The 20,508-nt window shown below is 42.7% G+C and carries 23 protein-coding genes; 20 read left to right on the top strand and 3 right to left on the bottom strand.

Annotation, left to right across the window (positions count from 1 at the left end; genetic code table 11):
- Nucleotide 1: 1 nt before the first annotated feature.
- Both AC4CS8_RS08920 and AC4CS8_RS08915 read left to right on the top strand, forming a co-directional pair.
- A complete protein-coding gene (locus tag AC4CS8_RS08920) occupies nucleotides 2-1,429 on the top strand; it encodes a PTS transporter subunit EIIC (protein ID WP_493892848.1) in 1,428 nt (475 codons plus the stop codon).
- A complete protein-coding gene (locus tag AC4CS8_RS08915; protein ID WP_493892847.1) occupies nucleotides 1,419-2,450 on the top strand; it encodes a MupG family TIM beta-alpha barrel fold protein in 1,032 nt (343 codons plus the stop codon). Before AC4CS8_RS08920 ends, AC4CS8_RS08915 begins: the two co-directional genes overlap by 11 nt.
- Before the next feature lie 81 nt (nucleotides 2,451-2,531).
- Here AC4CS8_RS08915 and AC4CS8_RS08910 read toward each other — a convergent pair whose 3' ends face one another.
- On the bottom strand, nucleotides 2,532-3,059 hold the full coding sequence (locus AC4CS8_RS08910) for a GNAT family N-acetyltransferase (RefSeq protein ID WP_493892846.1): 528 nt from the start codon (nucleotides 3,057-3,059) through the stop codon (nucleotides 2,532-2,534).
- A 202-nt stretch (nucleotides 3,060-3,261) separates the two neighbouring features.
- Here AC4CS8_RS08910 and pnp point away from each other — a divergent pair, with 202 nt between their 5' ends.
- The 10 genes from pnp (at nucleotide 3,262) to AC4CS8_RS08860 (ending at nucleotide 13,104) form a co-directional block, all read left to right on the top strand.
- Nucleotides 3,262-5,481 (top strand): polyribonucleotide nucleotidyltransferase, encoded by a 2,220-nt coding sequence (gene pnp, locus AC4CS8_RS08905; RefSeq protein WP_493892845.1) that lies wholly within the window; start codon nucleotides 3,262-3,264, stop codon nucleotides 5,479-5,481.
- 55 nt (nucleotides 5,482-5,536) lie between these two features.
- Nucleotides 5,537-6,154 carry a serine O-acetyltransferase gene (gene cysE, locus AC4CS8_RS08900; RefSeq protein ID WP_332429874.1) on the top strand — a complete coding sequence of 206 codons (618 nt, stop codon included), beginning with the start codon at nucleotides 5,537-5,539 and terminating at the stop codon, nucleotides 6,152-6,154.
- A 43-nt stretch (nucleotides 6,155-6,197) separates the two neighbouring features.
- The gene (locus AC4CS8_RS08895) at nucleotides 6,198-7,058 is read left to right on the top strand and encodes a GNAT family N-acetyltransferase (RefSeq protein WP_493892844.1); all 861 of its coding nucleotides are present in this window, start codon (nucleotides 6,198-6,200) and stop codon (nucleotides 7,056-7,058) included.
- A gap of 1 nt (nucleotide 7,059) precedes the next feature.
- The gene (locus tag AC4CS8_RS08890) at nucleotides 7,060-7,833 is read left to right on the top strand and encodes a nucleoside phosphorylase (RefSeq protein ID WP_493892843.1); all 774 of its coding nucleotides are present in this window, start codon (nucleotides 7,060-7,062) and stop codon (nucleotides 7,831-7,833) included.
- Complete coding sequence (locus tag AC4CS8_RS08885) at nucleotides 7,820-7,996, top strand: hypothetical protein (RefSeq protein ID WP_493892842.1); 177 nt, start codon at nucleotides 7,820-7,822, stop codon at nucleotides 7,994-7,996. The genes AC4CS8_RS08890 and AC4CS8_RS08885 overlap by 14 nt, the downstream gene beginning before the upstream one ends.
- A gap of 8 nt (nucleotides 7,997-8,004) precedes the next feature.
- Nucleotides 8,005-9,348: a cysteine--tRNA ligase gene (gene cysS, locus AC4CS8_RS08880; RefSeq protein ID WP_493892841.1), complete on the top strand. Its 1,344-nt coding sequence runs from the start codon at nucleotides 8,005-8,007 to the stop codon at nucleotides 9,346-9,348.
- Entirely contained in the window at nucleotides 9,341-9,742 is a 402-nt protein-coding gene (locus tag AC4CS8_RS08875) for a Mini-ribonuclease 3 (RefSeq protein ID WP_493892840.1), read from the top strand. The genes cysS and AC4CS8_RS08875 overlap by 8 nt, the downstream gene beginning before the upstream one ends.
- 37 nt (nucleotides 9,743-9,779) lie before the next feature.
- Complete coding sequence (locus AC4CS8_RS08870; RefSeq protein ID WP_493892839.1) at nucleotides 9,780-10,640, top strand: helix-turn-helix domain-containing protein; 861 nt, start codon at nucleotides 9,780-9,782, stop codon at nucleotides 10,638-10,640.
- 12 nt (nucleotides 10,641-10,652) lie between these two features.
- The gene (locus AC4CS8_RS08865) at nucleotides 10,653-11,855 is read left to right on the top strand and encodes a glycosyltransferase family 8 protein (RefSeq protein WP_493892838.1); all 1,203 of its coding nucleotides are present in this window, start codon (nucleotides 10,653-10,655) and stop codon (nucleotides 11,853-11,855) included.
- A 118-nt stretch (nucleotides 11,856-11,973) separates the two neighbouring features.
- Nucleotides 11,974-13,104 carry an ABC transporter ATP-binding protein gene (locus AC4CS8_RS08860; protein ID WP_493892837.1) on the top strand — a complete coding sequence of 377 codons (1,131 nt, stop codon included), beginning with the start codon at nucleotides 11,974-11,976 and terminating at the stop codon, nucleotides 13,102-13,104.
- A 78-nt stretch (nucleotides 13,105-13,182) separates the two neighbouring features.
- Here the strand turns inward: AC4CS8_RS08860 and AC4CS8_RS08855 are convergent, their stop codons facing one another.
- Together AC4CS8_RS08855 and AC4CS8_RS08850 are read right to left on the bottom strand one after the other, a co-directional pair.
- Entirely contained in the window at nucleotides 13,183-14,151 is a 969-nt protein-coding gene (locus tag AC4CS8_RS08855; RefSeq protein WP_493892836.1) for an aromatic acid exporter family protein, read from the bottom strand.
- A 70-nt stretch (nucleotides 14,152-14,221) separates the two neighbouring features.
- Complete coding sequence (locus AC4CS8_RS08850) at nucleotides 14,222-14,611, bottom strand: DUF1761 domain-containing protein (protein ID WP_493892835.1); 390 nt, start codon at nucleotides 14,609-14,611, stop codon at nucleotides 14,222-14,224.
- Nucleotides 14,612-14,799: 188 nt separating this feature from the next.
- On the opposite strand from AC4CS8_RS08850, the gene AC4CS8_RS08845 reads away from it, so the two are divergent.
- The 8 genes from AC4CS8_RS08845 (at nucleotide 14,800) to AC4CS8_RS08810 (ending at nucleotide 20,403) form a co-directional block, all read left to right on the top strand.
- Complete coding sequence (locus AC4CS8_RS08845) at nucleotides 14,800-15,369, top strand: NAD-dependent epimerase/dehydratase family protein (protein WP_493892834.1); 570 nt, start codon at nucleotides 14,800-14,802, stop codon at nucleotides 15,367-15,369.
- An 87-nt stretch (nucleotides 15,370-15,456) separates the two neighbouring features.
- Nucleotides 15,457-15,813: an SRPBCC family protein gene (locus AC4CS8_RS08840; protein ID WP_493893884.1), complete on the top strand. Its 357-nt coding sequence runs from the start codon at nucleotides 15,457-15,459 to the stop codon at nucleotides 15,811-15,813.
- Nucleotides 15,810-16,277 carry an RrF2 family transcriptional regulator gene (locus AC4CS8_RS08835; RefSeq protein ID WP_493892833.1) on the top strand — a complete coding sequence of 156 codons (468 nt, stop codon included), beginning with the start codon at nucleotides 15,810-15,812 and terminating at the stop codon, nucleotides 16,275-16,277. Before AC4CS8_RS08840 ends, AC4CS8_RS08835 begins: the two co-directional genes overlap by 4 nt.
- A gap of 174 nt (nucleotides 16,278-16,451) precedes the next feature.
- Nucleotides 16,452-16,910, top strand: coding sequence for a TM2 domain-containing protein (locus AC4CS8_RS08830; protein ID WP_493892832.1), 459 nt, complete (start codon nucleotides 16,452-16,454; stop codon nucleotides 16,908-16,910).
- A gap of 9 nt (nucleotides 16,911-16,919) precedes the next feature.
- Nucleotides 16,920-18,209, top strand: coding sequence for a DUF4767 domain-containing protein (locus tag AC4CS8_RS08825; RefSeq protein WP_493892831.1), 1,290 nt, complete (start codon nucleotides 16,920-16,922; stop codon nucleotides 18,207-18,209).
- Nucleotides 18,210-18,292: 83 nt separating this feature from the next.
- Nucleotides 18,293-19,021, top strand: coding sequence for a 23S rRNA (guanosine(2251)-2'-O)-methyltransferase RlmB (rlmB, locus tag AC4CS8_RS08820; protein WP_493892830.1), 729 nt, complete (start codon nucleotides 18,293-18,295; stop codon nucleotides 19,019-19,021).
- On the top strand, nucleotides 19,022-19,546 hold the full coding sequence (locus AC4CS8_RS08815) for an NYN domain-containing protein (RefSeq protein ID WP_493892829.1): 525 nt from the start codon (nucleotides 19,022-19,024) through the stop codon (nucleotides 19,544-19,546).
- Nucleotides 19,543-20,403, top strand: coding sequence for a DegV family protein (locus tag AC4CS8_RS08810; protein WP_493892828.1), 861 nt, complete (start codon nucleotides 19,543-19,545; stop codon nucleotides 20,401-20,403). Before AC4CS8_RS08815 ends, AC4CS8_RS08810 begins: the two co-directional genes overlap by 4 nt.
- Nucleotides 20,404-20,508: the final 105 nt, after the last annotated feature.

Below are 20,508 nucleotides of genomic sequence, written 5' to 3'. Positions count from 1 at the left end.
AATGAAAAATACGAAAGATGTTGCAAAGCAAGTTCTTGAAAATGTTGGTGGCAGGGAAAATATCCTAGGGAATGCAGTTTGTATGACACGACTTCGTTTACAGTTACGAGATGACAAGCTGGTTCACCTTGATAATCTTAAAAACATAGAAGGTGTTTTGGGAGTTGTTGAGGCAGATACACTTCAAATTGTTTTTGGGCCTGGAACAGTGACAAAGGTTGGCCAAGCATTTTCAGAACTGACAGGTATATCATTGGGAAGTGTTGAAGAAGATTACACAACAGCGGATGTTGCTGCTACAAATAAAAGGATAAATAAAGAGAAGTACGACAAGCCAGTTCAACGATTCTTGCAAAAAATTGCGAATATTTTTATACCTATATTACCTGGAATAATTGCGGCAGGTTTAATAAATGGGATTACAAATGTCATTAATGTATCAACCGGGAATGCTTTTGCAATGGAATGGTGGTATCAATGTATTAGGACTATGAGTTGGGGACTCTTTACTTTTTTGCCAATCTATGTTGGAATGAATGCGGCGAAAGAATTTAAAGGAAGTCCGATTTTGGGAGCAATGGCCGGAGCTATGTCTGTGGCGGTTCCTTCAATGCCTTTGTTGACAGTAGTGGATGACAAATCAATTTTATTACCTTTTGTGGACAAGGCATTCTCACCTAGTGCAGGCGGTTTGCTAGCGGCTCTATTTGTTGGAATTTTCTTTGCATTTCTAGAAAGAAATATCCGAAAATATATGCCAAGTTTTTTAGATACTTTTTTGACTCCTCTTTGTACAGTAATATTGGGTGGACTGGTTGCTTTGTTAGTCATTCAGCCTCTTGGAGAAGTGTTAACCACAGCTATTTATAGTGGATTAAATTTTGTATATGAGAAGCTAGGTATAGTAGGTGGGTACATTTTGTCAGCAGGCTTCTTACCATTGGTATCAGTTGGACTACACCAAGCATTGACTCCAATACATGTTTTGTTGAATGATCCGTCTGGGCCAACAGGTGGTATAAATTATCTCTTGCCTATTTTGATGATGGCAGGTGGTGGACAAGTCGGGGCTGGTTTAGCACTCTTTTTGAAAACAAAAAATAAAAAGTTGAAACAACTAACACGAGATTCTATTCCAGTCGGAATCTTGGGAATTGGTGAACCGATGATGTACGCCGTCACTTTGCCTTTGGGCAAACCTTTCCTAACCGCTTGTTTAGGTTCAGGTTTTGGCGGAATTTTGGCAGTGTTATTCCATTTAGGGACTGTATCTCAAGGAGTTTCTGGTTTGTTTGGACTGTTAATCATGGTACCTGGAAGCCAACTGCAATTTGTTATAGCGATGCTGGCTGCATATGTAGGTGGTTTTGTACTAACTTGGTTCTTTGGTGTGGATGAAGATAGAATTGAGACCGTATATGGAAGTTAATGATTTCTTCAGTCGTTTCGGTTTTTCACTCTATTTATCTAACTCATTTGCTGATTCGGAAAAGTGGTTTATAGAATATCAAAATGCAGGATTTTCCTTTGTTTTCTCTTCGCTTAATATAAATGAAGAAGAGAAGGGAGACGAAGAAATTCGTCATATAGTAACAAAATGTCAACGAGAAGGGCTGACCTTGATTGTGGATATCAATCAAGATAGTTTGAAGCGATATGGGAAAGAAGGGATTAAAAAGCTCGGTATTAAAGCACTTAGGATTGATGATGGAATTACTATTGAAGTCATGAAATCATTGTCAGAAGATTTTTTACTTGTCTTAAATGCATCTACATTGTCAGATGACCTTCTGAGAAAGATGATGGAAAATGGTGTTGAGAAAACAAGAGTTTTGGCATGTCATAATTATTATCCTAAGCCCTATACAGGTTTGGGAAGGAATAGTGTTCGTGACCTAAATAGTCGGTTACACTCTTATGGACTAAAGGTCATCACATTTATTCCTGGGGATAACAAGCGATTTCCACTTTTTGAAGGGCTTCCAACCGTTGAAGAACATAGAGCATCTCATCCAATTCAATCTGCGCTCGATTGTATGATGTATTGTGAAAGTGATTATGTATGTATTGGGGATAATGCCTTATCAAGTGCTTCCTTAGAACGATTTTCATATCTGACAAAAGGCATAATAGCTCTATCAGCACAGGTTCCAAAGCAATTGAAGGAAATGCATTTTGAAAATAGAATTGATGCTAGCGACTATGTCATACGTGCTAGCCATTCAAGGAATCAGTTAAAAGGGTATGCAATTCAAGGGCCAGCAAAACATCGGAAACGAGGAGATATTGTTCTTGCTAATGAACAGTTTCTTCGCTATCAATCAGAACTAGAAATTTGTTTGGTCGACTTGCCTCAGGACGACCGCCAAATGGTTGTTGGCTATGTCCATGAAAGCGATGTCCCTTTGTTGGATTTTGTGAAACACCCATTTCATTTTACCTTTATATAAAACGAGTATTTGGTCTGAGAGTTCAATAATCGGTAACTTAAAAAACCTCCAAACGATTTAGTATCATTGGAGGTTTTTATATTACAAATTTTCAATCCAATATCGGAGCATACGCTCGCTACTATTAGGGTCAATACGGGTATCCTCATAAACACCACGATTTGCAAGGATGGTTTTTTGAGAGGCAATATTCCAATCTGCAGCGGTGATTAAGACTTGGGCAATTTCCAATTTCTTAGCTTCCAGTAGGGCAAGTCGTAGTTGTTCAGTCGCATAGCCTTTTCTTCGCTCTTCTGGGTGAATAGAATAGCCGATATGACCAATATAATTCTTTAAATGCTCGTGATTAAGATCGTGGCGAATAGTGCAAATGCCAACCATCTGTTGATCTATTTCACGAATACAAAGAAATGTAGAAGAAGGAGAACGTTCTGTATGACTTGTCCTATAAGATGACACAGCTTTAATGTGTTCTAGCCATTCCTCAACTGTTTCAAATTGTTGCAGTTTGCTACCACCATGAAGATGTTCATTGCTAAATGCTTCTTTATAGGCTAAGATTTGATTCTTCCATTTTAAACTAGGAACTACAAGATGGCAAGTTTCCATTTTCTACCTCCAACTATTTTGAATAGTTTATCATGAGTATGTTTTCTTGTCAAAAATAGTTTCAGGCCTTTATTTCTACCTAAAATATGATAAAATAAGAATTATGCGTGATTTTGTGCAAAAGAGAGTGAAACAAGTCTGTTTGATTGTCTTTTGTAGAAAACACGCAAGAAAAAATTTTCAGGAAAATAGGAGACAATTCATGTCAAAACAAGTATTTGAAACGGTTTTTGCTGGCAAAAAATTGTTCGTTGAAACAGGTCAAGTTGCCAAACAAGCTAACGGTGCGGTTGTCGTTCGCTATGGGGACTCCACAGTCTTGACTGCGGCGGTTATGTCCAAAAAAATGGCGACGGGAGACTTCTTCCCCCTCCAAGTCAACTATGAAGAGAAAATGTACGCTGCTGGGAAATTCCCAGGTGGCTGGATGAAGCGTGAAGGCCGTCCGTCAACTGATGCGACCTTGACAGCTCGTTTGATTGACCGTCCGATCCGCCCTATGTTTGCGGAAGGATTCCGTAACGAAGTCCAAGTCATCAACACAGTGCTTTCTTACGATCCAGATGCTTCTGCTCCAATGGCAGCCATGTTTGGTTCTTCATTGGCATTGGCAATCTCAGACATTCCTTTCAACGGTCCAATCGCAGGTGTGCAGGTCGGCTATGTCAATGGTGAACTCATCATCAACCCTGACAAGGCTCAGATGGAAGAGTCACTGCTCGACTTGACAGTGGCTGGTAACAAAGACGCCATCAACATGGTAGAATCTGGTGCCAAAGAATTGTCAGAAGACATCATGTTGGAAGCTCTTTTGAAAGGTCATGCGGCCATTCAAGAACTCCTTGACTTCCAAAACCAAATCGTGGCAGCAGTCGGCAAGGAAAAAGCAGATGTGGAACTTCTTCAAGTGGATCCAGAATTGCAGGCTGAGATTGTTGCAGCATACAATGATGATTTGAAAAAAGCGGTGCAGGTTGAAGAAAAATTGGCCCGTGAAGATGCGACCAATGCGGTGCGTGAAACCGTCATCGCAGCTTACGAAGAAAAATACGCTGAACACGAAGAATTTGACCGCATCATGCGTGACGTTCATGAAATCTTGGAGCTCATGGAGCACGCAGAGGTTCGTCGTTTGATTACAGAGGACAAGGTCCGCCCAGACGGTCGCCGTGTCGATGAAATTCGTCCGCTAGATGCAGAAGTGGACTTCTTGCCAAACGTTCACGGCTCAGGCCTCTTTACCCGTGGTCAAACGCAAGCTCTTTCTGTCTTGACCTTGGCTCCAATGGGTGAAACACAAATCATCGACGGTTTGGATGATGAGTACAAGAAACGCTTCTTGCACCACTACAATTTCCCACAATATTCAGTTGGCTCAACTGGTCGTTACGGTGCACCAGGTCGTCGTGAAATTGGTCACGGCGCCCTTGGTGAGCGTGCTCTTGAGCAGGTATTGCCTAGCTTGGAAGACTTCCCTTACGCAATCCGCTTGGTGGCAGAAGTCTTGGAGTCAAACGGTTCTTCATCACAGGCTTCTATCACAGCTGGTACCCTTGCCCTCATGGCTGGTGGTGTGCCAATCAAGGCACCAGTTGCAGGGATTGCCATGGGTCTGATTTCAGACGGTACCAACTACACTGTCTTGACCGATATTCAAGGTCTTGAGGACCACTTCGGCGACATGGACTTCAAGGTAGCTGGTACCCGTGACGGGATCACAGCTCTTCAAATGGACATCAAGATTGATGGTATCACGCCGCAAATCTTGGAAGAAGCCTTGGCACAGGCTAAGAAAGCTCGTTTTGAAATTCTTGATGTGATTGAAGCGACGATCCCAGAAGTTCGTCCTGACTTGGCACCAACTGCACCGAAGATTGACACTATCAAGATTGATGTAGATAAAATCAAGATTGTTATCGGTAAGGGTGGCGAAACCATTGATAAGATTATTGCAGAAACTGGCGTGAAAATCGATATCGACGAAGACGGTCTTGTGGCTATCTTCTCACCAGATCGTGCTGCAATTGAGCGCACCAAAGAAATCATCGCAGGTCTTGTTCGTGAAGCAAAAGTGGACGAGGTCTTCCAAGCAAAAGTGGTTCGTTTGGAGAAATTCGGTGCCTTTGTCAACCTCTTCGATAAGACAGATGCTCTGGTCCACGTTTCTGAAATGGCCTGGACTCGTGTCAATAAACCAGAAGACCTAGTTGAAATCGGCGATATTGTCGATGTCAAAGTTATCAAGATTGATGATAAAGGACGTATTGACGCTTCTATGAAGGCACTTCTTCCAAAACCAGAAGGTTATGTAGAGCCTGAAAAACGGGAGCGTTCAGATAAACCACGCCGTCACAAAGACCATAAAGAGAAAAAAGATAACAACTTTGGTGAATTTAAGTTTCATAAAGTAGAGAAAAAATAATTTGTAAGTAGACAAGTTCGTTAGTGGGCTTGTCTTCTCGCTAGAAGGAGTGACTATGGGGTGGTGGAAGGACACCATTGAGATTGTAAAAGAAAAAGATCCGGCAGCACGGACTAGCTTAGAAGTCCTTTTGACCTATCCAGGTGTTAAGGCCTTGGCTGCTCATCGTCTGTCCCATTGGATGTGGAAGAAAGGCTTTAAATTACTAGCTCGGATGCACAGTCAATTTTGGCGCTTTTGGACCAATATTGAGATTCATCCAGGCGCCGAGATTGCTTCAGGAGTTTTCATTGACCACGGTGCAGGCCTAGTCATTGGGGAAACCTCCATTATCGAATCTGGCGTCATGCTCTACCATGGAGTAACTCTTGGAGGGACGGGGAAAGATACAGGAAAACGCCACCCAACTGTACGAAGAGGTGCCTTAGTTTCTGCCCATGCCCAGATCATTGGCCCTATTGAGATTGGGGAGAATGCTAAAGTGGGTGCAGCTGCCGTTGTCCTAGCGGATGTTCCAGCAGATGTGACAGTTGTCGGAATGCCGGCTAAAATCGTCCGTGTACATGGACAAAAAGATGAGAAGGTCATTCATGACATGGAAGATGGCCGTGAACATTACACGACCAAGTTAGCAGAATTAAGAGAAGCCAGCCACCATTCATCTCATTTGTAGGAAAGCCTTCCTATGTGAGTAGTTATAGAGATAAGAGGTAAGCATGATAATAGCAACTAATGTTCTAAATCCCAAGCAGTTATTCGCAGCAAAAACTCTGATAAGCACCGTACAATCCCATGACGGCACCTATCGTGACCCTTACCTGTCAAATATGCTCAACTTTGACCCTAAAATGCCAGCTTTTTTCTTGGCTTATCAAGGTGAACAGTTGGTAGGACTTTTGACTGTTTATGCCGATGATGAGGATGTGGAACTGGCGATTCTCGTGCATCCAGACTACCGTAGACAGGGGATAGCACGAAAGCTCTATGCCAACTACCAGACGAAGACGGCTAAGTATCCTATCGCTAGTGTGACCTTTCAGACCGAACGTGTCTTTCTGGACAAGCACCCAGATCTTGCGATAGCCTGGGACTTGGTAGAAGATACGGATACTGAGACTTGGATGGGTCGTGAGCGGGAGCCTTATCAGTTCTCACAACAGGCTGGACTCACAGTAAGTTTGGCACAAGCTCACCATGCAGACGATATTGCACGTTTCCAGGCAGAGGTCTTTGATAGTGACTACGAGGTGGCGCTTCGTTACGCCCGTGAAGCCATTGCGGATGCAGATAGTTTGCTTTATCTTTTGGAACATAGCGGAGCGGTTATCGGGTCTTGCACAGTAGACATCTCGACTGATGATAACTACCTTTACGGTTTAGCTATTGCACCCGACCAGCAACAAAAAGGTTACGGCACTTACTTAGTCAAAGCTGTCATCAATGACCTTATCACGAAAAACGACAACCTTTTTCAAATCGCCGTCGAAGATGACAACCTCATCGCCAAACGGTTGTATGAAAATATCGGTTTTACAAAGCAGACTCAAGTGGTCTACTTAGACCCGAAAGAAGGTTGATATGCTACTAGAAGAATTTGAAGAGGTTTCTGCAGTCATTGAACCGACGGATAAGGCTATCCGTGGTGGCGGTGAGGTATGTGAGACCATGATTTTCTCCTTCAATGGGGAAATCGTGGACCGCGTAAGTCAGCTAGCTGAGAGCAGAGAGGGTGGTCATTTACAGACCCTAAATGGTTGTCATCCTTGGTATATTTTGGAAAGAGATGGACTGCAGGTTGCGGTCATGTTGGCAGTAATCGGTGCTCCAATGGCAGTTGGTCATCTGGAAGAGCTGAAAGCCTGTGGTTTTGAGAATTTTATCGTTCTTGGTTCCTGCGGTGTGCTGGATAAGTCGCTTGCTGCGGATAAGATTATCCTTCCTAGCTCTGCTCTTCGGGACGAGGGAACTAGTTACCACTACGCTCCTGCCAGCGAGGAAATCAGCTATGACCCTGCTTCTCTATTAACCATGGAAAAGGCCTTGGACCAAGCAGGGATTGAGCACGTGCGGGCCAAGACCTGGACCACGGACGCTTTCTTTCGGGAAACCGCTGCCAAGGTCAAGCGTCGCCTAGCCGCTGGTGCCATGGTGGTCGATATGGAAGCTTCTGCTATCATGGCCTGGGCAAACTTTCGTCAGGCCAAGGTCTATCAGTTTTTCTACACGGCAGACTATGTGGACCACCACAAGAATGAATGGGATGCCCGTCGGGCAGAACGGACGGCTGACAGTATGACCTTCTTTGAAGTGGCCATGGCGATTGCAAAAGGAGTAACAAATGAAAACATTTAAAGGAAGCGACTGGCTCTATCCAGTCAATCTGATTTTGGCCATTGTGTTGGCTGTTTTAAATTATAGTCGGGGTTCCTATGGGCTTGGTCATATCTGGGTTGCCTTAGCAATCTTTTGGGTAATCCGACTGGTCTTGCTTTGGATGAAGCGGAAGAAAAAGTAGGAGAAAGCATGATTAAAATTTACGATACCATGACCCGCAGTTTGCGTGACTTTGTGCCCTTGGAAGAAGGAAAAGTTAAGATGTATGTCTGCGGTCCAACGGTTTACAACTATATCCATATCGGTAATGCCCGCAGTGTGGTGGCTTTTGATACCATCCGCCGCTATTTTGAATACCGTGGTTTTGATGTAACTTACATTTCTAACTTTACGGATGTGGACGACAAGATTATCAAGGCGGCAAATGAAGCGGGTATGACAACCAAGGAACTGTCAGATAAATTTATCGCAGCTTTCAAGGAAGATGTGGCAAAATTGGGTGTTAAACCTGCCACAAAAAATCCACGTGTCATCGAATATATGGATGAAATCATTGATTTTGTGCAGGTCTTGATTGACAAAGGTTACGCCTATGAAGCGGCTGGTGATGTTTATTTCCGTGTGGAAAAGGCAGCAAACTATGCTCGTTTGGCCAATAAAACCTTGTCTGACCTAGAGGCTGGTGCTTCTGGTCGTGTTGAGGGAGAAGGTCAACTGAAAGAACATCCCTTTGACTTTGCGCTTTGGAAATCAGCTAAGCCAGGCGAAGTGTCTTGGGAAAGTCCATGGGGAGCTGGTCGCCCAGGTTGGCATATTGAGTGTTCGGTTATGGCGACTGAGATTTTAGGAGATACCATTGATATTCACGGTGGTGGTGCGGACTTGGAATTCCCTCACCATACCAATGAAATCGCCCAGTCTGAGTGCAAAACAGGGCAAACCTTTGCCAACTACTGGATGCACAATGCCATGCTCAATATCAACGATGAGAAGATGTCCAAGTCCTTGGGCAATTTCCTGACAGCCCATGATATGTTGGAACAAATCGATGGACAGGTCTTGCGTTTCTTCCTATCCACTCAGCATTACCGTCGTCCGCTCAACTATACAGAAAAGGCAATTTCGGATGCGGAAGTCAATCTCAAATACTTGAAAAATACCTATACCCAACCAGTATCGAGTGTATCAGATGAGACAGGATTGGCTAAACACTTGTCGGCTTTTGAGATAGCTATGGATGATGATTTTAATGCAGCAAATGGAATCACAGCCATCTTTGACTTTGCCAAATGGATTAACTCTGGAAACTATGATGAAGCTGTCAAAGAAGCCTTTGGGAAAATGCTAGAAGTTTTTGGCATTGTCTTTGAAGAGGAAGTTTTGGACAGCGAGATTGAGGCTTTGATAGAAGAACGCCAAGTGGCGCGTGCCAATCGTGACTTTGCGACAGCTGACCGTATTCGTGATGAATTGGCGGCTCAGGGCATCAAGCTCTTGGATACCAAGGACGGTGTGAGGTGGACACGTGACTAAGGCAGTAGATGTCAATCTCATTAACGGTATTGCCCTTGCTTTTGAAGGGGACGCTGTCTATTCCATGTATATCAGACGGCACTTGATTTTCAAAGGGTTAACCAAGCCCAACAAATTACACGGTGAGGCTAACAAATATGTCTCAGCCAAGGCACAGGCAAGTTTGATTTCAGCTCTCTTAGAAGCTCAGCTATTGACCGAAAAAGAAGAAGAAATTTACAAGCGGGGGAGAAATAGCCATAGTCACACCAAGGCTAAGAACGCAGATGTGGTGACCTATCGAATGTCAACAGGTTTTGAGGCTGTTTTGGGCTACTTACACATGACAGACCAAGTTGAGCGGTTGGAAGAGTTAATAGAGTGGTGTATTGAACGAGTGGAAGACCTTCAATAGCGCCAACAAGTATAGAATACAAAAAGGGGGGGGGCAGATGACCAATAAAGAGCAATTGCAGCGCCTCTTTCCGAAGGGAAGAATTGCATTTGAAAAGAAAGAAAATGTAGCTAGTATACAGTTACCCCTAGCCGATGATGCCTGGTTTGTTTTAGATCGTAAAGATTTGACAGAGCGGGAGTTAGAACTGATTGATATGCTCTTGAGTGATCCAAGTATAGAACAGGGGCATCCTTGGGGGCGCTATTTTCAAGGAATAGGCCCACTTCCTCAGTCATTGGAAAAGCTGCAGGTCATTCATGCACACATAGGCCATGTATCTGATGAAGATGGGAAGTTGGCTTGGCTTGATATGATGGCAAAACTTCTACCTAATCTTCAAGGGCATTATACGGGAAATGGACAAGATTATATGTTTATCCTACACCAGTCTCCCCTTTTGGATGTTAAGGAAATCCTGCGTGATACCCTTGCCACCATGGAGTTTGACTTTGGTCTAAGAATTGTCTTGTTTTTGGGGCAAATTTGGCCTGCAAAATTGTTACCTTCTTGGCCACAGTTGATTGAAGCTGAACAATCCCTCTTTCGTCATTGGAGAAATAGCCACCATCAATCACGGTTGCTTACCTTTGGTCAACTTTATCTTTGGGCCGGTCAACTTTATCCTGTTTTGGGAGAAGGGTTAACGAGCCTGATTGCTCACCAGCAATTGGAAAAAGAAATTCAAGCCCTTTGGGAAGAAGGTGCGGTCATAACCAAGGCAGCCCAGTCTCTTTATATTCACCGAAATACACTACAGTATCGCTTGGATAAGTGGTTTGATTGGACGGGGTTACAGCTCAAGGAATTGACAGATTTGGCTGTTTGCTATATGGTTATCATGGATTTGAACGTCTAATAGGAGTTACTTATGAGAAAAGCAATCGTTTTAGCTACGGATAAAAATTACTTAGAAAAAGCATTAGTAACGATAAAGTCTATATCTGTTTATAACCGAGATATTGATTTTTATTTATTCCATCAAGGTGATGTTCCGATTGAATGGGTAAGACTTGTTAACAAGCAATTGCAACATCTAGGTTCCAATTTAAAGTCAGTTTATATTGCTGATGAGTCGGTCAACTCGCTTCAATCTTTTCTTCCGTCTAGTTCCTGGCTTCGTTTTTTTATTCCGCAATTTGTAGCAGAACAAAAGGCGCTTTACCTGGATTCAGATATTATTGTTAATGGACCGCTGGATACCTTGTTTGAGTTAGACTTGGAAGATATGTTTCTAGCAGCAGTTGAAGATCCTAACAAGAATGAAGCAGGGAATTTTAATTCGGGAGTTATGTTGCTTAATCTTGAACTATGGCGTCGTAAAGAGCTTACACAAACCTTGCTCAAGGTTGCAATGCAGAAATTTTCATCCGTCAGAAACGGAGATCAAAGCATCTTGAATCTAGTTGCTGAAAATAAATGGATAGCATTGGATAAGCGGTACAATTATCAAACCTATGACGTAGTGAGCCGTTATGATCACAGAGCTTATCTTTATGAAAATATTGGTGATTGGACGCCTACCATTGTACATTTTTTAACCTCCGATAAGCCATGGAATGACTACAGTGTTGCACGATTTAGAGAACTCTGGTGGTACTATTCTAGTTTAGACCTGAATTCACTAGATGGTAGAAGGCAGGAAACTGTTGGCTTTAAGGAGGCTATGGATGGTATGACAATCTATAAGAAACATGCTTTTATTCTGACTGAGTCAGATCAGTTGGAGCAGATAGACTATATTATCACCCACTTGCCAGAGGTTCAATTTCATATCGCAGCCTATACTATGGTTTCTCCTAAACTAAAATCCTTAATGAATTATGACAATGTCCATGTTTATCCAGAGATTATTGATGCTAGAGTAGATAAATTACTAAATTATTGTGATTGCTATTTAGATATTAACCATTACGCGGAGGTTTACGATATTGTTTCTAAGGCAAAAGAGAGGGGAAAAAGCGTTGTGGCTTTTGAGAACACAGCTCACCGTTCTAAACTAGCTTCAGCGATTTTTTTACCGGAACATCCAGAACGGTTAGTTAACTTTTTGAAAAGCGAACTATTGAAGTAGCAAGAACAGTCTTTTGTGCAACTTGTACAAAAGATTGTTTTCTTTTTGTTCAATCTGACATAGAAAAGTAAAACGTTTTCATTTATAATGAATTCATCAAAGAAAGTGAGGATTGACCATGGTTCAATTGAATTTAAAAAACATTTATAAAAAATATCCAAACAGTGAGCACTATTCTGTGGAAGACTTTAACTTGGATATTAAGGATAAGGAATTTATCGTATTCGTAGGTCCTTCAGGATGTGGTAAATCAACAACTCTTCGTATGATTGCTGGTTTGGAAGATATCACAGAAGGTGAAGCATACATCGATGGCGTTCTGATGAATGATGTGGCTCCAAAAGACCGTGATATCGCCATGGTATTCCAGAACTATGCCCTTTATCCACACATGACTGTATTTGATAACATGGCTTTCGGTCTTAAATTGCGTAAATACAGTAAAGATGAAATTAAAAAGCGTGTAGAAGAGGCAGCGCAAATTCTCGGCTTGACTGAATTCTTGCAACGTAAACCAGCTGACCTTTCAGGTGGTCAACGCCAACGTGTTGCTATGGGACGTGCCATTGTCCGTGATGCTAAAGTCTTCTTGATGGACGAGCCATTGTCAAACTTAGATGCAAAACTTCGTGTTTCTATGCGTACTGAGATTGCGAAAATTCACCGGCGTATCGGAGCAACAACTATCTATGTAACGCACGACCAAACAGAAGCGATGACTTTGGCAGATCGTATCGTTATCATGTCTGCTACTAAGAATGAAGCGGGTACAGGAACAATTGGTCGCATCGAACAAATCGGTAGCCCAGAAGAACTTTACAATAAACCTGTAAACAAATTTGTTGCTAGCTTCATCGGTAGTCCTGCAATGAACTTCTTCAGTGTAAGCTTGCAAGATGGTGTACTTGTTGGAGATGGTTTCAAGGTAGATCTTCCAGAAGGCCGTCGTAAACACTTGGAAGAAAAAGGCTATGCTGGTAAGAAATTCACGCTTGGTATCCGTCCAGAAGATATTAAAGCTTCGCAGTTGGAATTGGATACTTACCCATCTTCTATCGTAGAAGCAGAAGTGGTTGTATCAGAGCTTCTCGGTGCAGAAACAATGCTGTACTCTAAAGTAGGAAATACAGAATTTGTATCTCGTGTAGATGCGCGTGATTACCACAATCCAGGAGATAAAGTTCGCTTGACCTTTAACCTCAACAAAGCACACTTCTTTGATGATGAAACAAGCCAAGCAATCGTATAAAATTGTTCATAAAACACCTGCCGTCAGTTCAAAAACTGGCGGTTTTTGCTAAAAATAAATAACTAAAAGAACCATAAGTTAGACTGACGATTCTTCTTCATTATAAATCTCATAGAATTCGACCTTAAGTTGAATAAAGGCTTCCATGTTATGTAGGAGTTGAAAGAGAGTGGCACGGGTTTCAAATTCTTCTCGGGTTTGAGGTAGCGGTCGTTGGCGGAAGGTTGCATGAAACAGCTCAATATCTAGCAATAATTCCTTGGCAGAGTTTTCGCGGCTAAGTTGCTGAGCTGCTCGTTCGAAGAGGCTGGCCAAGATGATGTTTTCACGCCCTTCTAGTAAACACTTGTTGATATTGCTTGCCATGGTCCGTAGGATTTTGTTTTGTGCGGTCCGCATTTCAAAGTAATGGACTTGGTAATTAGTTTGTTGGAAGAGTTGATTGTGACGGTCTAGATAGACGACTTTCAGGGCCTCATCCAAGATTTTATCCAGCTGCGTAATTAATTCTGCCTCGTTTCGTCCATCGCCGTTGAGCAAGAAGGCTTCAAAGCGGAGCAGAATTTGTTTGAGCAGGTCTTCAACTTGGTCGTGATAGGCCTCGATTTTCTTATCCTGCGAGGGCATATAGAGGTTAAAGAAAAGTGCCAGTCCCGCCCCAATCAGAAAAAGCGCCAGCTCATTTCCCAAAAAAGTCAGAGAAATATCCTGCTCTAGCAAGAGGTGGGTGACGAGGACCGTCGAAGGTGCAATGCCAGCTTCCCAGTTGAAACGGTAGGCCAAGGGGACATAGAGGGCGAGGTAGATGCCTAGGGTCCAGATACCAAAGCCAAAGAGGGCGAAGGTGAGGACGGCTATGCTGAGGGCCAGGAGGGTAGAAAAGAGGCGGTTGCGGGCCATTTTGAAGCTGGACTTGCGGGTGTCTAGGACACTAAGAATGGCGATGATGCCAGCTGCTGTGGCATAGGACAAACCTAGAGCAGTCGCTAGGTAAATAGCTAGGACAGTAGCAAAAATCAGTTTAATAGTTCGTAGGGAGAGGGACATACAGGCTCCTTTTGTATCAATCTTCCTTCTATTGTACCATAAAACCCTCCTACTTTTAGGAGGGTTGTGTTTATGCAAATAGAGCAATGATTCCAACTACTAAGTAGCAGACCAATTTGTAGCTTTCGTTGATGAGGATGAGTTTAAGAGGGCGTTGCTCAAAGACATAGTTTTTCAATGAAGCAAGGACTGCAATCACGCCCATGCCGCCAGCTGCGTGGAGTGGTGAAACATCAAGAGTTTTGATGAAGAAAATCGTCACGACAGCAGTCACAACTTCAATGGCCAAAGAAATCACCATTTCCTTTTGACCGTTTTTTCCTGTCTTACGATCTGCTTCAACCTTGGCCATATCAATGCCAGAGGCTTCAATCCAAGCATCACGGAATATCAAACCATACCACAAACCACCAATCGCAAAGGCGATCAGGCCTGCCACAATTCCAAAAATAAGTGTCATATAATCTCCTTTTATTTTCCGTTTGTACGGACAAATTAATAGACGTAAGGATACCATAGGGGAGACCTACTGTCAAATGATGCTTATCATGTTTTTCTAATTTTTTGAACAAAACCGTTGACAAAAAAAGTCTTCGGATATATACCGATAACCAAGGATAATAAAACTCCTAAGAAAGAGGTGTCATTATGACAAGCGTAGTATTACTCGGCGGGAACGGCTATATCGGTCGCAATGTGACAGAAAAATGGCTCAAAAAAGACCCAAGTGCTGTCTTTTATGTCATCTCACGCTCTGGCAAAAACCAGCTTGCCAACGCTCGCATTCATAATCTTGCGGCTGATGTGTCAGATTATAAAGCAGTGGCAGCTGTCCTACCAGACCAGGTTGACTACATCGTGGACTTTGTTGGTCGCCCAGAAAGCAACCCAGCTGCCTTTGAAGCGGTCAATGACAAGCCAGCTCAGGTTATGTTGCAGATTGCCAAGGACAAGAAAGTCAAGGCTATGGGCTTTATTGGTGGTCTTTTGGGACCAAAATCCTTCCTAGACGGCAAAAAACGCATCGCAGACCAACTCCGTGCCAGCGGCATTCGCACTGAAGTGGTTGAGCCGACCGTTGTTTATGGCAATGGACGAAATGACACTCTTGCCAAGCTGGTTCCAATTTTCAAATTCTTTGGTCTGTTCGTGAAAAACATGAAACCTGTCTTGGTGACCGAAGTGGCAGACGAGTTGGTTTCCAAAATGGTGAAGTAAATGGCAGTTGAACGAGTCACCATTAGCCAAGATATTGCAGCCCCTTTAGACACAGTCTTTACTTGGTTTTAACATTCAGAAAATTTCATTGCCTCTCCCATTGTATTTCGGTCAGCGTGGAGAGGAAGTGACAGGTGGACAAAAGGCTCCCAGCGTGATATTATCATGATAGCAGGTTGGTATAGAGAAGAAATCACTGCCGTCAAGCCTAACCAGTCTATTTGTTACAAGGTCAATCGTTCATTCCCAGCTGTCCGTCAGGATTTCACGGAGATTGCTTTTGAGAAAATAGCAGAGCGACAAACCAAGGTGACTTGGACCATTGAGATTGAGGTACCCACACCATTCGGGCAAAAGTTAGCCAACCGCCTAGCAGGAAAAATGGCCAAAACCCTCTATGCCACCATTCTAAGAGCAGGCAAACACACCTTGGAGGACCAATGAAAATCAACAAAAGTGTCGAACAAGCAGTCTATGTACTGATTATCCTAGCCTTACAAGAAGACCACCGCCCTGTCAAAAGCCATGTCCTTAGTCAGGTCTTACAAGTTTCCGATTCTTATCTGAAGAAAATCCTGATGAAGCTATCTAAATCCGGCTTGGTCCTTGCCAATGCCAGCAAGGCAGGTGGCTATCAACTGGGCAGGTCTGTTGAGGAGATTAGCCTAAAAGATGTCTTTTTTGCCTTAAAACTCCATGAAGATACTATTCAGTTCAAGCACCTCTCCCATAGCATTTTTGATGACCAAGCCCATGTTCAAGAAAGTGAGGGTAAGATTTTGACCGTTCTTGAAAAAGGACTAGATGCCTTCTATGCGGAATTAGACAAGTTAACCATAGCAGAACTCCTACATCAAGAAGCCTATCAACTTGGAGCGATTGATTGGGAGGGGAAGTTGAGAGGTTAAGAAGAGTATAAACTTTAGACAGCTATCAGAGTCACTATCTGTCATTTTTTATTTTGCTGAGAAAGAGAGAATAGTTCATTTTCTAGGAATATATGTCACAGCGAACATTGTTTTTACTTGGGAAAAGAGTTATAATGTTATATATGGTTTTTAGCTTATAAAAGGAGATGAAACATGTTTACAGGTTCGGTGGATAGTTTTATTGCAGCCAATTCTAGCTCGCTTCCTACAACAGAATTAGAAACGTTACGATACAGATTACATTTATTACCTGAGCGACAACACTATGCACTATTGGCTGTACCGGTAAAATCACCTGTTATCACGCTGGTACTAGCGATTTTTTTAGGTTGGACAGGATTGGATAAATTCTATATCGGAGATGTGGCTACAGGAATTGCCAAGCTCTTCTTTTTCAATTTGTCGAGCTTTCTTTTATTGCCAGCTTTGTTTGCATCGTTGGGCAGTGAATCTTCTATGATTGCTGGAGGTATTGGGATAATGCTTACAGTACTCCTATGCATGCTCCTATTGGTTATTTGGTACTGGGTAGATGTGTTTACAAGTTTTGGAGCAACGAAACGTGCCAATTTACAACGGATATACAAAAATATCCTTCTTTTAGCTGAATAGGAGAATTGTATGCAACCATCTAATAGAAAATATAAAGGTCGAACACGTAACTGGGAGAAACCGATGCCTCGAGCGAAACAAGAGGTATATTCTACAACCGATGAGACTTCTGAACAGATGGAGAATCAGGTGTCACAACTGGACGAATCATCCGTTTTAGATTATGAAGTTGGAAAGTATGCACCGAGTCAAGTTTATGATACACCGGATGAACTTATTGAAGATACTACTTCCGCACAGTATAGTCGAAAAGAACGGAGAAAGTCCGAACAATCTAACGGAGAGGACACCGATGTAGAACAGGTAGAAAATCAAAATCAAGAGTTGCAAGATATGCTGCGAGAATTGGCGCAGGAAGTTGAACTTTCAGACAAGGCTAGGAGTAGGAAATTAGTTATATTAGTTTCTGTTTTTGCTGTTCTAACGCTCTTCCCCCTTATTTTTACCTATTTTGCTCAGAGAAGTATAGAAACTGAATTGACTTCTGTTTCTGATGTGACGTCTTCTGTCTCTAAAAATTCGACAAGGCAATCCACCACAAGCTCAAGTCAATCTGCTAATATTGAAGTGCCAGATGTTTCTAATATGACTTTGGAGGCGGCCAAGATTAAGTTAGAAAAAGCAGGCTTAGAAATTGGCACTATTTCAGAAATTGAAGATCCGTCAGTAACGTCCGGTTTAGTAAGTCAGACGTCTCCAAGTAGTGGCAGCAAGGTTAGGAAGGGGGCTACGATTGCGATTATTTTATCTGCAGACCAAGTGACTGCTAGATCTTCCTCAAACTCTGCACAAACTTCCAGTTCCTCGTCTACTAGCCAAACGACTCCAAGTGCAGTAGCAGAGGAGATTTTATGGAATCAAAGCAAGAGTGAGCAACTTTACAATTATATCGTCAGTGATTGGGGGCCACGAATGAATCAGAAGTATCAGAGTTATACAGAAGAGACGCCTCTAAACTATTATGGTGTAACAGTTCCGAATTCTCTTTTAAATCCTAGTGGAGATAGTACACAATTTAAAGGGATGAAACCGGATTTTAACGGGGAAACTCCCTATCTTGTTTGGTCAAAAAATGGCCTTTCATCCCCAAATCGTTACGCATTGGTTGCTGTTTATGCCGATACAGAGAATGTAGGAGCATCACCAACTTCACACCTTTATCTCTTTACCATTCACAATGGTTTTGGTCAAGTATGGATAACTGAGCAAAATCAAGGGAATCCAGAGCAAACCCTCTATTTTAGAGAAACGGCGAATGCTGAGTTAAGAAATTATTTCAGTCAGCTTGTTTCACAATAGGATGCGACAGACAAGGAGTCCTCTTTGTCTGTTTTTTTGAAAACTTATAACTTGATTATGCAAGAATATGCTATAATAAATCCATGGAACAAAATGATATCGTATATGGCGTGCACGCTGTAGTGGAGAGTTTGGAAGCCAACACAGGCAACAAACTCTACATTCAGGATGATTTGCGCGGAAAAAATGTTGAAAAAATAAAAGCACTTGCGGCAGAAAAGAAGGTGTCGATTTCTTGGACGCCCAAAAAGACCTTGTCAGATATGACAGGAGGTGCAGTTCACCAAGGATTTGTCCTGCGGGTATCCGAGTTTGCTTATGAGGACCTGTCTGTGATTTTAGAAAAGGCGGAAGCAGAAGACAATCCTCTCATTCTCATCTTGGACGGATTGACAGACCCCCACAACTTTGGCTCGATTTTACGGACCGCAGATGCGACTCAGGTGGCAGGCATTATCATTCCCAAGCACCGAGCAGTTGGTGTGACGCCCGTTGTGGCTAAGACCTCCACAGGTGCAGTGGCCCATGTGCCAATCGCCCGAGTGACCAATCTTAGCCAAACCCTTGATAAGCTCAAGGAGGCTGGTTTCTGGGTATTTGGTACCGATATGAACGGAACCCCAAGCCACAAGTGGAATACGGCTGGCAAACTAGCTCTTATTATTGGTAACGAAGGTAAAGGGATTTCCAGTAATATCAAAAAGCAGGTGGATGAGATGATTACTATTCCCATGAAAGGTCATGTTCAGTCTCTCAATGCCAGTGTGGCTGCGGCTGTACTCATGTACGAAGTATTTCGGAAGAAGATTTAGATGAAAGAAAAAGTGCTTATTGTAGATGGCTACAATATGATTGCCTTTTGGCAGTCAACCAAGCAGGATTTTAAGAAGGGAAATTTAGACGCGGCAAGAACGACCTTGCTTCGTACCTTCTTGTCCCACTATGCAGCTTTTGAAAATATTGAGGTTGTCTGTGTCTTTGATGCCCAACATGTGCCAGGACTTCGTCAGCAGTATGATGAGTTTAGAGTTTCGGTTATTTTTACTGAAGAGGAGGAAACGGCTGATAGCTATATTGAGCGCCTCAGCGCTCAGCTTAATAGTGACCGTCGTAAGCAAGTTTCAGTCGCAACCAGCGACCTCAACGAACAATGGGTTGTTTTTTCGCAAGGTGCTTTGCGGGTTTCGGCGCGTGAGTTAGAAGAACGTACCAGAGTCATCAAGAAGGACTTGGACAAATTTGTGGACCAGGTGGAGCTTTATACCCCACGTCTTAATCCATGGTCAGATGGAAATTTTCAAGCTTTAAAAGAAATGATGGAGGAAATGAAAGAGTGACTTTTAAAATTGTAACGGATTCAACATCGGATTTGCCAGTAAATTGGGTAAAAGAAAACGAGGTAACAGTGCTTGGTTTGACCATTAACCTAGATGGTGTAACTTATGAAACGGTTGGTGATAATCGTTTGACAAGCGCAAGCTTGCTTGAAAAAATGGAGACTGGAGGCCTTCCGACAACTAGTCAGGTCAACGTTGGTCAGTTTGAAGAAGTATTTGAAGCCGCTGCCAAGGAAGGTCAAGAGGTGCTTTATCTCGCTTTCTCTTCAGCTCTTTCAGGTACCTATCAGAGTGGAACTATTGCGCGTGAGATGGTTTTGGACAACTATCCAAATGCTGTGATTGAGATTGTTGATACAAAGGCTGCTTCTATCGGTGAAGGCTATTTGGTCATGCAAGCTGTTCAAGCACGTGCTGCGGGAAAGAGTTTGGCAGAAACCAAAGCGCTTATCGAAGATTTAGTTCCACGTTTGCGTACCTATCTCTTAGTTGATGACCTCAACCATTTGGTGCGTGGTGGTCGTTTGTCTAAAGCGGCTGCACTTATTGGTGGGTTGGTAAATATTAAACCTTTAATATCTATTAATGCAGATGGGAAATTGGAACCAATTGGAAAAGTTCGTGGTCGCAAAAAAGGTATCAAGGAAATGATGAGCTTGACCCTTGCCAACCTAGACCATTCGACTGTCATGGTAGCCTACACAGGTGACTTGGAGACAGCTGAGGCAGTCAAGACTAGTCTTCTAGAAGATGAACAGGTGACAGACGTCCTTGTGACAGAATTGGGACCAATTATCGCAACTCATACAGGTAGTGGAGTCTTGGCTATTATTTCAGTTAATAAAGAGGAGAGATAATCTCTTTTCTTTTTACTTAGAGGAATATATTGCTCTATTTCAAAAATAGAATAGCTAATAAGGAGATAGTATGTCACTCATCATTAGAAGAGAAGAAGAAAAGGA

The organism is Streptococcus sp. NSSLK0004 (assembly GCF_059039125.1).
The sequence above is the reverse complement of the archived record's forward strand: the minus strand, read 5'-3'. Positions and strand labels throughout refer to the sequence as shown.

Coding starts and splice junctions, on each gene's coding strand:
- AC4CS8_RS08915 (WP_493892847.1), top strand. CDS start 1,419: ATGGAAGTTAATGATTTCTTCAGTCGTTTCGGTTTTTCACTCTATTTA.
- AC4CS8_RS08910 (WP_493892846.1), bottom strand. CDS start 3,059: ATGGAAACTTGCCATCTTGTAGTTCCTAGTTTAAAATGGAAGAATCAA.
- AC4CS8_RS08870 (WP_493892839.1), top strand. CDS start 9,780: ATGACCAATAAAGAGCAATTGCAGCGCCTCTTTCCGAAGGGAAGAATT.
- AC4CS8_RS08825 (WP_493892831.1), top strand. CDS start 16,920: ATGCAACCATCTAATAGAAAATATAAAGGTCGAACACGTAACTGGGAG.
- AC4CS8_RS08865 (WP_493892838.1), top strand. CDS start 10,653: ATGAGAAAAGCAATCGTTTTAGCTACGGATAAAAATTACTTAGAAAAA.
- AC4CS8_RS08835 (WP_493892833.1), top strand. CDS start 15,810: ATGAAAATCAACAAAAGTGTCGAACAAGCAGTCTATGTACTGATTATC.
- AC4CS8_RS08830 (WP_493892832.1), top strand. CDS start 16,452: ATGTTTACAGGTTCGGTGGATAGTTTTATTGCAGCCAATTCTAGCTCG.
- AC4CS8_RS08885 (WP_493892842.1), top strand. CDS start 7,820: ATGAAAACATTTAAAGGAAGCGACTGGCTCTATCCAGTCAATCTGATT.
- AC4CS8_RS08815 (WP_493892829.1), top strand. CDS start 19,022: ATGAAAGAAAAAGTGCTTATTGTAGATGGCTACAATATGATTGCCTTT.
- AC4CS8_RS08895 (WP_493892844.1), top strand. CDS start 6,198: ATGATAATAGCAACTAATGTTCTAAATCCCAAGCAGTTATTCGCAGCA.
- AC4CS8_RS08890 (WP_493892843.1), top strand. CDS start 7,060: ATGCTACTAGAAGAATTTGAAGAGGTTTCTGCAGTCATTGAACCGACG.
- pnp (WP_493892845.1), top strand. CDS start 3,262: ATGTCAAAACAAGTATTTGAAACGGTTTTTGCTGGCAAAAAATTGTTC.
- cysE (WP_332429874.1), top strand. CDS start 5,537: ATGGGGTGGTGGAAGGACACCATTGAGATTGTAAAAGAAAAAGATCCG.
- rlmB (WP_493892830.1), top strand. CDS start 18,293: ATGGAACAAAATGATATCGTATATGGCGTGCACGCTGTAGTGGAGAGT.
- AC4CS8_RS08850 (WP_493892835.1), bottom strand. CDS start 14,611: ATGACACTTATTTTTGGAATTGTGGCAGGCCTGATCGCCTTTGCGATT.
- AC4CS8_RS08855 (WP_493892836.1), bottom strand. CDS start 14,151: ATGTCCCTCTCCCTACGAACTATTAAACTGATTTTTGCTACTGTCCTA.
- AC4CS8_RS08860 (WP_493892837.1), top strand. CDS start 11,974: ATGGTTCAATTGAATTTAAAAAACATTTATAAAAAATATCCAAACAGT.
- AC4CS8_RS08920 (WP_493892848.1), top strand. CDS start 2: ATGAAAAATACGAAAGATGTTGCAAAGCAAGTTCTTGAAAATGTTGGT.
- cysS (WP_493892841.1), top strand. CDS start 8,005: ATGATTAAAATTTACGATACCATGACCCGCAGTTTGCGTGACTTTGTG.
- AC4CS8_RS08845 (WP_493892834.1), top strand. CDS start 14,800: ATGACAAGCGTAGTATTACTCGGCGGGAACGGCTATATCGGTCGCAAT.